This window comes from Paraburkholderia sp. GAS42, assembly GCF_050436565.1.
GTDB lineage: Bacteria > Pseudomonadota > Gammaproteobacteria > Burkholderiales > Burkholderiaceae > Paraburkholderia.
This window is the reverse complement of the sequence record NZ_JBNDML010000004.1, coordinates 375,041-388,185: the sequence shown is the minus strand read 5'-3', so window position 1 is coordinate 388,185 and position 13,145 is coordinate 375,041. Positions and strand designations below refer to the sequence as shown.

The window sequence follows — 13,145 nt, the reverse complement described above, 5'->3', positions numbered from 1 at the left end:
GAATCAACGACTGGATAAATGGAGCGGTCCCGATATCTGGTCAAGCACCAGAAACTTCAGCCAGCTCGCGGTGGCCCGCCGCTGTGCGCGCCATTGAACTGGGACAGCACACGTTTCATCGCGACGTCGGACTCGTGCATCGTGCAAGCGGGAGTCTGAGCGAACCGGCCCGGTTGCTCACCAGGCTTATCGTCAGTATGGCGGGGCAACCCGCCGAAGAAGAAGATCGAGCTTTGGATGCTTGAACAGCTGATTCGCGATCATTCCGCCAAAGTACTCCGACAGGTTGATCGGATAGGGATGACCTTGATCTGCAGCGATCGTATTGTTGTAGTTGTCGATTGCACCCTGTGACGGGTGGTAACCATTGTTGGCGAGCGCGGGGCATCATTGACGTCACGGCCTGACCCGACAGGCCTGCCCGTCGCGTGCGAACACGCGCGACGGGCGAGCGCTCCGGCGCCGTCAGTGCGGCGTCGCGTCGTTCAGATAGACGCCCGCCGACAGCCCGGCCTTCACCTGTCGCGTGAACTCGTCGGTGGACACTTCCTCCGCGCCGGCCTCGATCGCGTCGTACGCCTGGCGCACGACGTCGGCCGGCGTCGCCTTCGGCACTTCCAGCCCGCGCGTCAGATCCGTATCGATAAAGCCGGCATGCAGCCCGACGACCTGCGTGCGCTGCTCGCGCAGCGATTGGCGCAGGCCGTTGGTCAGCGCCCACGCGGCCGACTTCGACACGCCGTAGCCCGACAGGATCGGCCGGTTCACCCAGCTCGCGACGGACAGCACGTTCAGGATCGCGCCGCCGCCGTTGCCGGCGAGGCTCCCCGCGAACGCTCGCGACATCGCCAGCATCCCGAACACGTTGGTTTCGAAGTGATCGCGCAACGCGTCGAGCGCGCCGTCGTCCGTCAGGCTGCCGAGCCGCGCGATGCCCGCGTTGTTGATCAGCAGCGTGACGTCGCGCGCCGCGTCGGCGGCCGCGGCCACGGCCGCCGGATCAGTCACGTCGAGCTTCACGGGCACCACGCCCGGCAGCGTCACGCTGGCCGGATCGCGCGCGCCCGCATAAACCTTCCGCGCCCCTCGTTCGAGCGCCTGTTTCGCGAACTCGAGGCCAAGCCCGCGGTTCGCGCCCGTCACGAAAACGACAGCACCTTCAATCTTCATAATCCTTCCTTTCGCATGATGAATCGCATGCGCGCCGGCTCGCCGCGCGCGTGAGATCCGGTGGAAACAAGGCTGCAATTGCGTACCGAACCGTTGCGCCGCCGAACGGCCGGCCACATCCGCCGCCCGCCGGCGCCAAAGACTGCGGCGGACTGCCATCCGTGTCGCGCCGGCGCTGCTTCGCGTTGTGCGCGAAATCGGCTACACTTGATGTCAATGTCGATCACCATTGTCTTTGCAGTGCATTCTGTCAGCGCGACTCAGACGTGTCAATGGTGATCGCCATTGTGTTTTCCAATCGACGCGATCATCAGAATCAGGGAGGAATCGATGGGCGTCTCAAGACAGCAGGCCGCCGAGAACCGGAACGCGATCGTCGCGGCCGCCGAGCGGCTGTTCCGGGTGCGCGGCGTCGACGCCGTGGGGCTGACGGAACTGATGAAGGAAGCCGGCTTCACGCAGGGCGGCTTCTACAACCACTTCAAGTCGAAGGACGCGCTGATCTCCGCGGTGATGGAAAAGGCGATGCAGGACCGCGCGGATTCGCCGAACGCCGGCAGCGTGGCGAAGCAGGCGGCGCTCTACCTGTCGGCCGCGCACCGCGACAACGTCGAGGCCGGGTGCGCGCTGTCCGGCTTCGCGGGCGACGCGCCCCGGATGGCCGACGCGGCGCGCGCGTGCTATGCGCGCGGCCTCGCCGCGTATCTCGACCAGCTGGAAAGCATGATCGCCACGAAAGGCGCGACGGCGGAACAAACCCGTCGCGACGCGATCGCGGTGTTCAGTCAGATGGTCGGGACGCTCGTGCTGTCGCGCGCGATCGCCAGCGCCGATCCAGCCTTCGCCGACGAAATCCTCGACGCGGGGCGGGGCACGCTCGTCGACGCGCTCGACGACCCGGCCACGCAGGCGTAACGGCCCGCCCGGACGCGACGCGCGCTACTCCACCACGCGCGCCGCATGCCACGCGTCGAAGCGCGTGCGCCACGATTCGAACGGCTCCTTGAGCGGATGGCGCGGATCGTCGACCAGGTTCTGTTCACAACTCACCTGCGCCCCGAATGCACAAGCAAGCGACGCAAAGGCAAGGTAGTTGCCCACGAGCTTGTCGTAACGAGTGGCGACACGACGAAAATGTTCGATGCGATTGAAGAAGCGTTCGACGATGTTCCAAGTTCGGTACAGCACTCGACTATATCGACGCCTGGTTGTTCGATTCGAGCGCGGCGGGATGATCACCTGAGCCTGGCCCGGATGGACCCGGCCGTGAAGCAGCTGGCCTTTGCGCGATATCCATGGGGTTGTCACGCACCTTTACGAAGGGTCACGAACAGCCGCGTTATGGCATGCTTCTCCATGACGCATTCTTTGCGTGGCGCAAGGACGATGCACATACCTGGACGGACGGCTAAGCGAGCAGTCAGGGGGCAGTTGTCCAGATTGCTCCGTCCCGAAGGCGTCGACCGGGGCGCCTCGGTCCTGCTTGTTGCCCGCGGTCTGCGCGGAACCTGCGATGGTTTTATTGCGGTGCTGCTGCCCGGCTATCTGCTGGCGCTCGGCTTTGGGCAACTGGCTGTCGGGCTCATCAGCACGACCACGTTGTTCGGGTCGGCCATCGCGACGGCCCTGGTGGGTCTCGTAGGCAATCGCTTTGCACAAAGGGGCCTGTTGCTCTTCGCGGGGGCGCTAATGACGGCTACAGGTCTTGCTTTCGCAGGCCTGTCTTCGCTGTGGCCGCTACTCGTCGTCGCGTTCATCGGCACGCTGAACCCGAGTTCCGGCGATGTCAGCCTGTTTCTACCGCTCGAGCATGCAAGGCTCGCCGAATCCGCAACGGGTGACGCACGAACCGCCCTGTTTGCGCGGTATAGCCTCGTCGGCGGGCTGTCCGCCGCAGTCGGCGCCCTCGCGGCCGGCCTGCCCGATTCGATCAGCGCCCACTCAGGTGCTTCGCCACTCACGGCGATACGCGTAATGTTCATCGTCTACGCGACGGCAGGATTCGTTATCTTGCTCCTTTACCGGCGTCTGCCGGCACGCGAGTCCAGGAACGACACGCCGCGTGTACCGCTTGGACCCTCACGCGGAATCGTCATCCGCCTTGCGCTGCTCTTTAGCGTTGACGCCTTCGCGGGCGGACTTCTCGTCAACTCGCTGCTGACCCTGTGGCTGATCCAGCGGTTCGGACTTTCGCTCGGCGCAGCCGGCCAGTTCTTTTTCTGGGCCGGGCTGCTCAGCGCCGGCTCTCAACTGGCCGCGGCTCCGTTATCGCGCCGGATCGGCCTGCTCAACACGATGGTGTTCACGCATATCCCCTCGAGCGTATGCCTGATTGCCGCAGCGTTTTCGCCTTCCCTCACGCTGACCCTCGCGCTGCTCCTCGCACGCAGTGCTCTTTCACAGATGGACGTGCCCACGCGCAGCGCCTACGTGATGTCGGTCGTCACGCCCGGGGAACGTCCTGCGGCGGCGAGCTTTACCGCGGTTCCGCGAAGCCTCGCTGCAGCGCTCGCGCCCACCCTTTCAGGGATATTGCTGGGCCTTGGGTGGCTCGGTGCTCCGCTAGTGGCGTGCGGTGTGCTGAAGATTGCATACGATCTTTCGCTACTCGCCGCATTTCGTCACGTCAGGCCCGACGGAGATTCGTCATGAAAGATCGTGTCGACTCGAACCGTCGCTGCGCTGCGATGTTGCTCGTCATTCTTTTGATGGTCGAAATCGCGGTACTGGTCATCCATCACAGCGCGACCGCTGCTGGCACTCCACTCACGGTCGAACTACCGCTGACGCACGTCGCCGACATCCCGCTGCCTGGTCGCGCCACCCGGCTCGATTACGAAAGCTACGACCCTGACCGGCATCTGCTGTTCATCGCACACCTGGGCGACAGCGAAGTCATCGTCTTCGACACGCAAAACTCACGTGTTGTCGCCCGCATTGGCAACATCGCCGCCGTTCATGGCGTCCTGGTGGTACCTGAACAGTCGCGGGTGTACGCGTCCGCGACCGGCACGAACGAAGTCATTGCTATCGACGAGGCCACCCTGAAAATCACCGCACGCATGCAGGGTGGTATTTATCCGGACGGGATGGCATATGCACCTGACACCCGGAAACTCTATGTATCGGACGAAACGGGCGGGACTGAAACCGTGATCGATACTCAATCCAATCGCCGCACCAACGTGATCCCGTTGGGCGGCGAAGTCGGCAACACCCAGTACGACGCTGCGTCGCATCATATCTTCGTCAATGTCCAGTCACGACGACAACTCGTCGAAATCGATCCATCAACCGACGCAATCGTCGCCCGGATCGATCTGCCGGGCGCAAGAGGCAACCACGGTCTATATATCGTTCCGCGACTACACCTTGCGTTTGTCGCGTGCGAAGGCAACGACAGACTGCTGACGCTGAGCCTGCTCACCAGGGAGGTCGTCCAGTCATTTGACGTTGGCGGTGATCCCGATGTGCTTGCATTCGATCCAGATCCGGGCACGCTTTATGTCGCTGGCGAAGCAGGCATCGTGTCGATGTTTACCGTGGGCCCCTCTACAGTGTCGAAAATCGGCGAAGGTCGCATCGGGCCCAACGCACATGTGGTTGGTGTCGATCCATCAACGCATCGCGCCTATTTCCCGCTGAAGAACGTCGACGGACGTCCGGTGCTGCGCGTCATGGCGCCCCAGTGAGTTTTGCCGTCTCTGTGAAACGATGACGGACATAGGAGGTTGGACATGCAAGCGCTCTTAATGCTTGCTGCCAGCGCGACATGGTGGATCGCAATGGGACTCGACTGTCCGTTCCTGGCCCGATCTCGGTCCCACGATGAACTTCCGTAGACGACCCCGGAGCAGACTGTCGAGATGCAGTGACTTCAATGGCTCTTTTTGTTAAGCGTTGTTCGACGCCTGCCCTTGTCTGCCGCCGCGTGAGCACGCGATAGGCCTGTTGGTGAGCCCGCTTTTCACGGCGACTGCGTCGAATTCGGCTAGCGACACACTGCGTCCGCCGGATGGCCTGGTCGAATCGCGCATTCCTGGCTCTTCCGACCAGGCCGTGCGCTGGGTATCGTAAGCGTCGTTCCTCGTGGAGACGCCCATGCCCGCCTCGCTTCGCTTCGTTCACCTCGACACGCCCGATTCGCTGCTGCCCGCATTCGACGTCATGCGTCAGTTGCGCCCGCATCTGATGGACGCGCACTCGTTCGCCGCGCAGGTGGCGAGGCAGCACGCCGAAGGCTATCGCCTGCTCGCTGCGTCCGACGTGGGCAGCGTCGTCGGCCTCGCCGGTTACCGCATGCTGACCAATCTGCTGTATGGCCGCTTCGTCTATGTCGACGATCTGGTTGTCGATGGCAGGCTGCAGCGTGGCGGCATCGGTGCGCAACTGCTCGACGCCGTACGGCAGATCGCGCGCGAAGCCGGCTGCGCGCAATTCGTGCTCGACACGGGCCTGCACATGCCGCTTGCGCAACGCTTCTATTTCCGCAATGGGCTGCTCGCCCGAGGCATGCACTTCGTCGAACCACTCGCCCCTCTTCCCCATCCTGCGGAGGTCACGTCATGAAAATTCTGCTGATCAACGCCAGCCCGCACGGCGAGGCGAGCCACGGCTACCGTTTCGCCGACGAGATCGTCGGCATGCTGCGCGAGCACGCGGCACCCGCTGCATCGGCCATCAAGGTGATCGAACGCGACCTGGCAGCCGCGCCACTGCCGCCGGTCGCCCGCGACTATGCGCGCGCCATCACGTCGCGCACGCCGGATAAGGCGCAGTTCGATGTCTCCGAGCAACTGATCGGTGAAATCGAAACGACGGATGCGCTCATTATTAACACGCCGATGCACAACTTCACGGTGCCGGCAGCGCTCAAGCTGTGGATCGATTACACGCTGCGCATCCATCGCACGTTCGCCGCGACACCGGAAGGCAAGGTTGGACGGATGCGCGACCGGCCGACCATCGTGATCGTCGGTTCGGGCGGTGTCCATAGCGGCGAACGCGCGCGGCAGCCGGATTTCCTGACGCCGTATCTGCGCTATGCACTCGGCTCGATCGGCATCCACAGCGTGCAGTTTCTTCTCCTGCAGGGGCTTGTGATGGGCGAAGCGACGGTAGCCGAGGCGCTCGATGCGGCGCGCGTCCAGCTTACCGGCGATGCGGTGTTCGCCTCACTCGCCGCACAGGCGGCCGGCACTGCAAGCATGGCGGCGGGTACGACTGCGCAGCGCGCATAAAGTACGCCGGACGGGATGCGTTCCGAAAGCGCTCTTGTCGCATCGTGCGAAGGCGTGCCGCGCTGCGCTTATTCGGGATCTGGACACATGCCTCGCGCGTCAGCCTTCCAGACACGCGCGCAACGTTCGCGCGAGACGGCCTGCCTCACCCGCATCGGCGATGTTCGCGAAGCCCATCACGAGGCCGCGCAGCGTGCGCCGCGCGCGGCCATTCGCGTACCAGATCGAAAGCGGCAGCACCGCGAGCCCCGCCTCGCGGGCGCGCGCGGCGACGGCGACGTCGTCGACCGGGCCATCGGGGCCTTCGGCGAACTGCACCGCGAACTGAATTCCACCTGGCGGCAAATCGACAATCAGCCGTTCGCCAAACGCCTGCTCTAACGCGTGCACGATCAGCACGCGCCGCTCGCCGTACAACGCACGCATCCGCTTCAGATGCCGCGCAAAATGCCCCTGCCCAATGAAATCCGCTACGGCCGCCTGCAATAGCGTCGGCGATCCTGCGTTCATGCTGCGCGCCACCCTCCCGACGCGCTCGACGGCTCGCTCTGGCACCACCACATACGCGAGCCGCAAACCGGGAAACATCACCTTGCTGAACGTGCCGCAATAGATCACGCGATCGCGCCGGTCGAGGCTTTTTAATGCCGGCAATGGCCGGCCCAGATAACGGAACTCGCTGTCGTAGTCGTCCTCGATGATCCAGCGGGACGCTTTCCCTGCCCAGTCCAGCAGCGCCATGCGTCTTGCGAGCGACAGCGTGTGCCCGAGCGGGCTCTGATGCGACGGCGTGACCACTGCGAAGCGCGCCTGCGCATCCAGCAGTGTGCCGCGCTCGACGTCGATCCCTTCGCCATCCACCGGCACCGGCACGAGCTGCACGCCGGTCTCGGCCAGAAAATCACGCGCGAGCAGATAGCCGGGATCCTCGAACCACACGCGATCGTTCGAGCGGGCGAGACTGCGCAACACGAGTTCGAGCGTCGCACGGTAGCCGCCGGTAACGAACACCTGTTCCGGCAGGCAGGTCACGCCGCGCGACAGCCCGAGATAGGTGGCGATATGTTCGCGCAGCGGCCAGTAGCCGGCCGGATCCGGGTACGCGAGCATCGCGCGTTCGCCGCTGCGCGCGCGCTGCGCAACGAGCCGGTTCCATACCTTGCCCGGAAATGCGTCGAGCGCGGGCAGCCCGGGTTGTAACGGCCGCGGCTCGCCGCTCATGGCGACGGTTACAGCCAGCTGGCGCGGCGCCGCTTGACCATCGCGCGATTCATCTGACGTCTGCGGCGTGCCCGCGCCTTCAGTGCTTTGCCTGCCGCACGCGTCCTGAACGCCTTGCGCACGCGACGAGCGCATCACCGATGCCGGCAGCGACGGCGATACGAACGTGCCCGCCGCGCCGCGCATCTGCAGGTAGCCCTCGTCGACGAGGATCGTGTAGGCGAGCTCGACCGTGCCGCGCGCCGTGTTCAGCTGCGTGGCGAGGCCGCGCAGCGCGGGCACGCGGTCGCCGGGACGCAGATGCCCGGCGGCGATCGCGGTCCTGAAACGCTCGCAGATCTGCAGATAGACCGGCAACTGCTGCTGCCGATCGATTTCGATGGTCAATGCGGGAATCGGTACGGTCATGAGGGTCTCGCGGGCAAGGGGAGCGGCAAACGGCATGGACTAGTCGGATCGACAATTCCTGGCACTTTTCGATAGCGCATGATTCTTCCACAATGGCCCCACGCGATGCGACGGCGGCGAACACTTTCACGCGATATGACACTTGCCGGGCGCCCCGCGCGTTCATTTACTCTCATCTGGAGAATCTGCCATGAAAATCGTCGTAATCGGTGGTTCCGGCCTGATCGGATCGCGTCTCGTCACGCTGCTTGGCGAGGCGGGCCATGAGGCGCTCGCCGCGTCGCCGCGTACCGGCGTGAACAGCGTTACGGGTGAAGGCCTGAGCAACGCGTTCGTGGGCGCGGACGTCGTAGTGGATGTGACGAACGCGCCGTCATGGGAGCCGCAGGCGGTACTCGACTTCTTCCGCACCTCGGCGCGCAACCTCGGCACGGCCGAAGTGGCCGCAGGGGTGCGCCATCACGTCGCGCTATCAATCGTCGGCTGCGACCGCACGCCGGAGAACGCGTATTTCGCTGCCAAGGTCGCGCAGGAAGAGGTGATCAAAGCGGCGGGCGTGCCGTACACGATCGTGCGCGCGACCCAGTTCATGGAGTTCATCGGCGGTATTGCGGATTTCGGCACGGAAGGCGGCACGGTGCGCATCGGCGACGGCCTGTTTCAACCGATCGCCGCGGACGACGTCGCGGCGAGCCTCGCGCAGATCGCGCTCGCCGCGCCGCTGAACGGCACGGTCGAGATCGCCGGCCCAGACCGCGCGCCCTTCGCGGAAATCGTCACGCGTTATCTGAAATCGGTAGGCGACGCGCGTCCGGTGGTGACGGATCGCGACGCGCTGTACTACGGCGGCCGTGTCGAGGAACAATCGCTCGTGCCGCTCGGCGACGCGCGGATCGGCCGCGTCAGTCTCGACCAGTGGCTGGCGCAGGCTAAAAAGGGGTGATTGCAGGTTGATGCGAAACCTGAATCAACGTGTCTACATTTGCCTTGATCGGAGCCGTCGGCCCGATCGGCGTCGAAGTCGAACAAAATTTTCTGGGTAAAACATGAGCACGTCACCTAAGGTTGTCGTCGTTACGGGCGCATCGCAAGGCATTGGCGCGGAAGTCGTCAAGGCGTTTCGCAAGCTCGACTACCGCATTGTTGCGACCGCACGTTCGATCAAGCCGTCCGACGACCCGAACATCCTTACGGTAGCGGGTGATATTGGCGATCCGGCGACTGCCCAGCGTGTCATTTCCGAAGGTGTTGCGAAGTTTGGCCGGATCGACACGCTGGTGAACAACGCCGGCATTTACATCGGGAAGCCTTTCACCCAACATACCGCCGAAGACTTCGCCGCCGTGGTCAACGTGAATGTCGCCGGTTTCTATTACGTGACGCAACTCGCCATCGCCGAAATGGAAAAGCAGTCGAGCGGCCACGTGGTTAGCGTGACCTCCAGCACCGTTGACGCTGCAATCAGCGGCGTGTATTCGGTACTGGCAGCCCTGACGAAGGGGGGGCTGAACGCCGCCACGAAGTCTCTGGCGATTGAGTACGCGAGGAAAGGTATTCGCGTGAATGCCGTCGCGCCGGGGATCATCAAGACGCCGATGCACGCGCCGGAAACCCATGAAGCCCTGGGCGCCTTCCATCCGCTCGGGCGCATGGGCGAGATGAGCGATATCGCCGACGCGATTCTGTTCCTTGATTCCGCACCGTTCATCACGGGAGAAATCCTGCACGTCGACGGCGGCCAGAGCGCCGGGCACTAAAATTCCTCGGGCACCGCAAGTCGGTGCCCTTTCGTATCCCTACAGCAATTACCTCATTCGAGCGTTCCTGGAATCACGCTTTGCACGCGTCAATCTGGTTGCGGCACTTGAGGTGTAGAGCCAGGATGCGGCCCTCTCACCCAACGGATCTCACGAAATCAAACGGGTAAGTTCGTCGTGAAGTTCCTTTGAGAGCGACACGCCGTGCTCAATGCTGCGCTGTCGCGCATCAAATCGTCTTTGGGACGGCAGACGCGCGCCTTGACCCACCATTCCGTCGAACAAAGTCTCGGCGCGTCGCAGGTTGTCCATAGGGTCCGCGCCGGCGAAGACTGCAGGATCGAAAGCGACGATGATTTCACCGTGACACGGTGCAGCTCCTGCGCCTTCATCAAAAGCCAGCGACTCCGGGCTGAGCATATCGCTGATTAGCGGGCCAGCCAGCAACTCAACCATCGCTGAAAGCGCGGAACCTTTATAGCCTCCAAACGTAAGCATGGCCCCTCTCAACGCTTTGTCGGGATCATCAGTGGCTTGACCGTTTTCGTCGATCGCCCAGTCGTTCGGAATCCTGGAGCCAGACCGCTTATGCAACTCGATGTCACCACGGGCGATTCTGCTTGTAGCCATGTCGAACACAAACGGAAAGGGGCCTGGACGCGGCCAGGCGAACGCGATCGGGTTGGTTCCAAATAGCGGCTTGTTTCCGCCTGCGGGTGCTACACAGCTATGCGTAGGCGTCATGGCCAGTGCGGCTACGCCTTCAGCAGCAATTGCCTCGACCTCCGGCCATAAAGCGCTGAAGTGAAAGCAGTTGTTGATTGCCAGCGCCGCGATGCCGGATTTCTTCACCTTTTCAACGAGTACCCGGCTCCCCAGTTCAAACGCGAGCGGAGAAAATCCGAACCGGGCGTCGACTTTAACGAGCGAAGGCGAGACATCGTTTATCTGCGGCTCGGCATCAGCATTGATTTTGCCTATCTTCAGCGTTTTGACGCACCCAATAAGGCGCCATACACCGTGTGAGTGGCAATCGTCCCGTTGGCCCGCAACGAGTACCTTCGCCATCGCGTCCGATTGACGCGCACTGAGCCCATTGGATGCCAATACGTCAAAGGCCAACTTGTGCAGGTGATCAAGTGAAAGAACTATTTCTGCCATGTCTTCTGAAGTCCGTCTCTCATTAGTAGCCGCGCGGCCACGCGCGTTCGATTTGTGTCCAGCGTCTGGTGATGTTCATCGGGGACATCGCTGCTGCGATCTCTTTGTCGACGATGGAGGCGTGTTCGCGGCCCGCTAATTGATCAAGCCGGCTCTACTTGGGCGCAATATCCCGTCGCACCCGCTTGATATGCTGCTCCACGTAGAACCCTGCTGCGTCAGCATCACCGCTCACGATCGACTCGTAAATAAGCCGATGCTCGGACGCATACAGGCGTATCCGTAGCGGATCGTAAATCGCGTCGTCCTTTAGCCGTTTCCACAACGGCTGATCCATTGTTTTCGCTACCTCGTCTGCGATCTTGACGAGCAAAGCGTCACCAGTCATGACCGCCAATTGCCGATGAAACAATCTATCGCTGTTATTCCACAGCGCACGCTCCTCGAGATTGGTGATATCGCGAATTGTTTCCATCTCCGCAAGGTATTGCTCAGCCAGGCGATCGCGCCTGGCTCGGGCGGCGGCTCGACGTGCAATTGCTGGCTCAAGAATGAATCGCGTTTCGAGCGTTCCCGTTGGACTGAAATCTGGCTCCGCGTTCTGGGCTCCATGATCGCCTTCGCCGTTAAGTAAGCGCTCAGAGGCCGCAGACGAGACGTAGGTACCAGAATTCCGTTTTGTCACAACGAGGCCTTCATTCTGAAGAGCCCCTATTGCCTCTCGAACCGCAGGTCGGCCGACACCATAGAGCGCTGCGAGTTCGCGCTCCGACGGCAGCCGGGACTCGGCCGCGAACCGTCCTGTGCGGATTTCCTCCTTGATCTTCTCCTCGACCTGCTCATAAATCTGCAGTGGTCTGAAATTCGATTCGAGGTCCTGCCGTGTCGTACCCATCTCACTTCCTTTCATTTTCCTGGCGCCCGATCCGGGAGACTTCACCTGTCATTGACGAATAATTATCATACGTCACGGCGAGATGATGCCACCTCCTGATTCGACCACGCTTTAAGTGTCTTCCGTGGCTCGCACATGGCAAAAAGCGCGGCTGCACCCCACTTCGGAATGCGCCGCGAAGGCTCCAGGGAGATGGGCCAAAAGGTGTCACGTCAGTGTGGCAGTTGCCGTCGAAGCAGCGCCTGGAATCTGCTCCCTCTACCGCACCAGGAACCCGTAGGTCAAAGGATCGCGTTCGTCGATCAACCATGTCCCGTAGCCGCAGATGAACGCATTCCCTTCGATCTCGGGAATCACTGCATCGAATTCACCGCATTTCGTCTCGCTAAGCACGCGGCCCTTGAAGATCGTCCCGATGATCGACTCGTTCACGAGCGATCCATCCTCGGGCAGCTTGCCACGCTGGTAGAGCTGCGCGACGCGCCCTGCGGTACCGGATCCCGTTGGCGATCGGTCAACCTCGCGATCGGCGAAGATGCAGCAGTTCGCCTGAGTCGATCCCGGATGACGGGGCGTATTCGAAATGATCGTGCCGTAGAGCCCTCTAATTTCCGGAATCTCCGGATGAACGATGTCAAACGCTGCGTTAGTCGCCTGGGTGATCTCGTCGCCGAACTGCTTCAGTCGGTCGACGTTGTTTTCGCCTACCGCCATATCGTACTGTTCACCATCGACGTAGAAATAGAACGCGCCGCCGTATGCGATGTCTCCGGACACGGGGCCGAACGTTGGAGTATCAACGGTGACGTCCTTTTTCCAGACGAATGACGGCACATTCACGAAACGCACATTCCCTGCATTTTCGCCGTCCCATTGGACGAAAGCTTCGAGGAATCCGCAGGGCGCGTCGATGCCTACGCGCGTCTCCGGCGACGTGCGCTCAATCCACCCCAGTTCAACCGCCGCGGTAGCCAGCGCAATGGTCCCGTGGCCACAATGGGGGCTGTAGTCCTTGTTCTGCGTAAAGATGATGCCGAAATCGGCGCCCTCGGTTACCGGTTCAGTGAGAAAGCCTCCATACATGTCTGCATGACCTCGAGGCTCCAGCATCATGGCGCTCCGTAACTCATCCGCGTGTTGCTGAATCCACTCCCTCCGCTCTACGATGGTCTTCCCGGCCAGGCGCGGGAAGCCGTTCGTGATAATGCGAAACGGCTCACCACCGGTGTGCATTTCGATTGTGTTAAGTGTCCTGGTAATTCGCATAGATACTCCGTCATGCTTACTATTTGA

General features: G+C 62.3%; 12 protein-coding genes and 1 pseudogene. 7 read left to right on the top strand and 6 right to left on the bottom strand.

The annotated features are described in order from the left end of the window. Positions 1 to 465: 465 nt before the first annotated feature. Positions 466 to 1,170, bottom strand: a complete 705-nt coding sequence (locus P3T16_RS09075) for an SDR family oxidoreductase (protein WP_429341984.1) — start codon at positions 1,168 to 1,170, stop codon at positions 466 to 468. Positions 1,171 to 1,500: 330 nt separating this feature from the next. Here P3T16_RS09075 and P3T16_RS09070 point away from each other — a divergent pair, with 330 nt between their 5' ends. Next, positions 1,501 to 2,085, top strand: coding sequence for a TetR/AcrR family transcriptional regulator (locus P3T16_RS09070; RefSeq protein ID WP_429341983.1), 585 nt, complete (start codon positions 1,501 to 1,503; stop codon positions 2,083 to 2,085). Positions 2,086 to 2,214: 129 nt separating this feature from the next. On the opposite strand, the pseudogene P3T16_RS09065 reads toward P3T16_RS09070, so the two are convergent. Beyond that, positions 2,215 to 2,415: pseudogene (locus P3T16_RS09065) on the bottom strand (IS5/IS1182 family transposase); the annotation flags it as partial. A gap of 111 nt (positions 2,416 to 2,526) precedes the next feature. Between P3T16_RS09065 and P3T16_RS09060 the strand changes: the two are divergent. The 4 genes from P3T16_RS09060 (at position 2,527) to P3T16_RS09045 (ending at position 6,410) form a co-directional block, all read left to right on the top strand. After that, positions 2,527 to 3,822 (top strand): MFS transporter, encoded by a 1,296-nt coding sequence (locus P3T16_RS09060; protein ID WP_429341982.1) that lies wholly within the window; start codon positions 2,527 to 2,529, stop codon positions 3,820 to 3,822. Continuing rightward, complete coding sequence (locus P3T16_RS09055; protein ID WP_429341981.1) at positions 3,819 to 4,862, top strand: hypothetical protein; 1,044 nt, start codon at positions 3,819 to 3,821, stop codon at positions 4,860 to 4,862. The genes P3T16_RS09060 and P3T16_RS09055 overlap by 4 nt, the downstream gene beginning before the upstream one ends. Before the next feature lie 409 nt (positions 4,863 to 5,271). After that, positions 5,272 to 5,739, top strand: coding sequence for a GNAT family N-acetyltransferase (locus P3T16_RS09050; protein ID WP_429341980.1), 468 nt, complete (start codon positions 5,272 to 5,274; stop codon positions 5,737 to 5,739). Continuing rightward, on the top strand, positions 5,736 to 6,410 hold the full coding sequence (locus tag P3T16_RS09045) for an FMN-dependent NADH-azoreductase (protein WP_429341979.1): 675 nt from the start codon (positions 5,736 to 5,738) through the stop codon (positions 6,408 to 6,410). Before P3T16_RS09050 ends, P3T16_RS09045 begins: the two co-directional genes overlap by 4 nt. Positions 6,411 to 6,509: 99 nt before the next feature. Here P3T16_RS09045 and P3T16_RS09040 read toward each other — a convergent pair whose 3' ends face one another. After that, complete coding sequence (locus P3T16_RS09040) at positions 6,510 to 8,039, bottom strand: PLP-dependent aminotransferase family protein (protein ID WP_429341978.1); 1,530 nt, start codon at positions 8,037 to 8,039, stop codon at positions 6,510 to 6,512. Positions 8,040 to 8,229: 190 nt separating this feature from the next. Between P3T16_RS09040 and P3T16_RS09035 the strand changes: the two genes are divergently transcribed. After that, positions 8,230 to 8,982, top strand: coding sequence for an SDR family oxidoreductase (locus tag P3T16_RS09035; RefSeq protein ID WP_429341977.1), 753 nt, complete (start codon positions 8,230 to 8,232; stop codon positions 8,980 to 8,982). A gap of 103 nt (positions 8,983 to 9,085) precedes the next feature. After that, complete coding sequence (locus P3T16_RS09030; RefSeq protein WP_429341976.1) at positions 9,086 to 9,796, top strand: SDR family NAD(P)-dependent oxidoreductase; 711 nt, start codon at positions 9,086 to 9,088, stop codon at positions 9,794 to 9,796. Between the two features lie 150 nt (positions 9,797 to 9,946). Here P3T16_RS09030 and P3T16_RS09025 read toward each other — a convergent pair whose 3' ends face one another. The 3 genes from P3T16_RS09025 to lhpH form a co-directional block, all read right to left on the bottom strand. Continuing rightward, positions 9,947 to 10,957, bottom strand: a complete 1,011-nt coding sequence (locus tag P3T16_RS09025) for an Ldh family oxidoreductase (protein ID WP_429341975.1) — start codon at positions 10,955 to 10,957, stop codon at positions 9,947 to 9,949. Between the two features lie 154 nt (positions 10,958 to 11,111). Then, complete coding sequence (locus P3T16_RS09020; protein ID WP_429341974.1) at positions 11,112 to 11,852, bottom strand: FadR/GntR family transcriptional regulator; 741 nt, start codon at positions 11,850 to 11,852, stop codon at positions 11,112 to 11,114. A gap of 258 nt (positions 11,853 to 12,110) precedes the next feature. After that, the gene (gene lhpH / locus P3T16_RS09015) at positions 12,111 to 13,118 is read right to left on the bottom strand and encodes a trans-3-hydroxy-L-proline dehydratase (protein ID WP_429341973.1); all 1,008 of its coding nucleotides are present in this window, start codon (positions 13,116 to 13,118) and stop codon (positions 12,111 to 12,113) included. Positions 13,119 to 13,145: the final 27 nt, after the last annotated feature.

Excerpts from the sequence above, each read along its gene's own strand:
- P3T16_RS09075 (WP_429341984.1), bottom strand. The coding sequence starts at position 1,170 with ATGAAGATTGAAGGTGCTGTCGTTTTCGTGACGGGCGCGAACCGCGGG.
- P3T16_RS09070 (WP_429341983.1), top strand. The coding sequence starts at position 1,501 with ATGGGCGTCTCAAGACAGCAGGCCGCCGAGAACCGGAACGCGATCGTC.
- P3T16_RS09060 (WP_429341982.1), top strand. The coding sequence starts at position 2,527 with ATGACGCATTCTTTGCGTGGCGCAAGGACGATGCACATACCTGGACGG.
- P3T16_RS09055 (WP_429341981.1), top strand. The coding sequence starts at position 3,819 with ATGAAAGATCGTGTCGACTCGAACCGTCGCTGCGCTGCGATGTTGCTC.
- P3T16_RS09050 (WP_429341980.1), top strand. The coding sequence starts at position 5,272 with ATGCCCGCCTCGCTTCGCTTCGTTCACCTCGACACGCCCGATTCGCTG.
- P3T16_RS09045 (WP_429341979.1), top strand. The coding sequence starts at position 5,736 with ATGAAAATTCTGCTGATCAACGCCAGCCCGCACGGCGAGGCGAGCCAC.
- P3T16_RS09040 (WP_429341978.1), bottom strand. The coding sequence starts at position 8,039 with ATGACCGTACCGATTCCCGCATTGACCATCGAAATCGATCGGCAGCAG.
- P3T16_RS09035 (WP_429341977.1), top strand. The coding sequence starts at position 8,230 with ATGAAAATCGTCGTAATCGGTGGTTCCGGCCTGATCGGATCGCGTCTC.
- P3T16_RS09030 (WP_429341976.1), top strand. The coding sequence starts at position 9,086 with ATGAGCACGTCACCTAAGGTTGTCGTCGTTACGGGCGCATCGCAAGGC.
- P3T16_RS09025 (WP_429341975.1), bottom strand. The coding sequence starts at position 10,957 with ATGGCAGAAATAGTTCTTTCACTTGATCACCTGCACAAGTTGGCCTTT.
- P3T16_RS09020 (WP_429341974.1), bottom strand. The coding sequence starts at position 11,852 with ATGGGTACGACACGGCAGGACCTCGAATCGAATTTCAGACCACTGCAG.
- lhpH (WP_429341973.1), bottom strand. The coding sequence starts at position 13,118 with ATGCGAATTACCAGGACACTTAACACAATCGAAATGCACACCGGTGGT.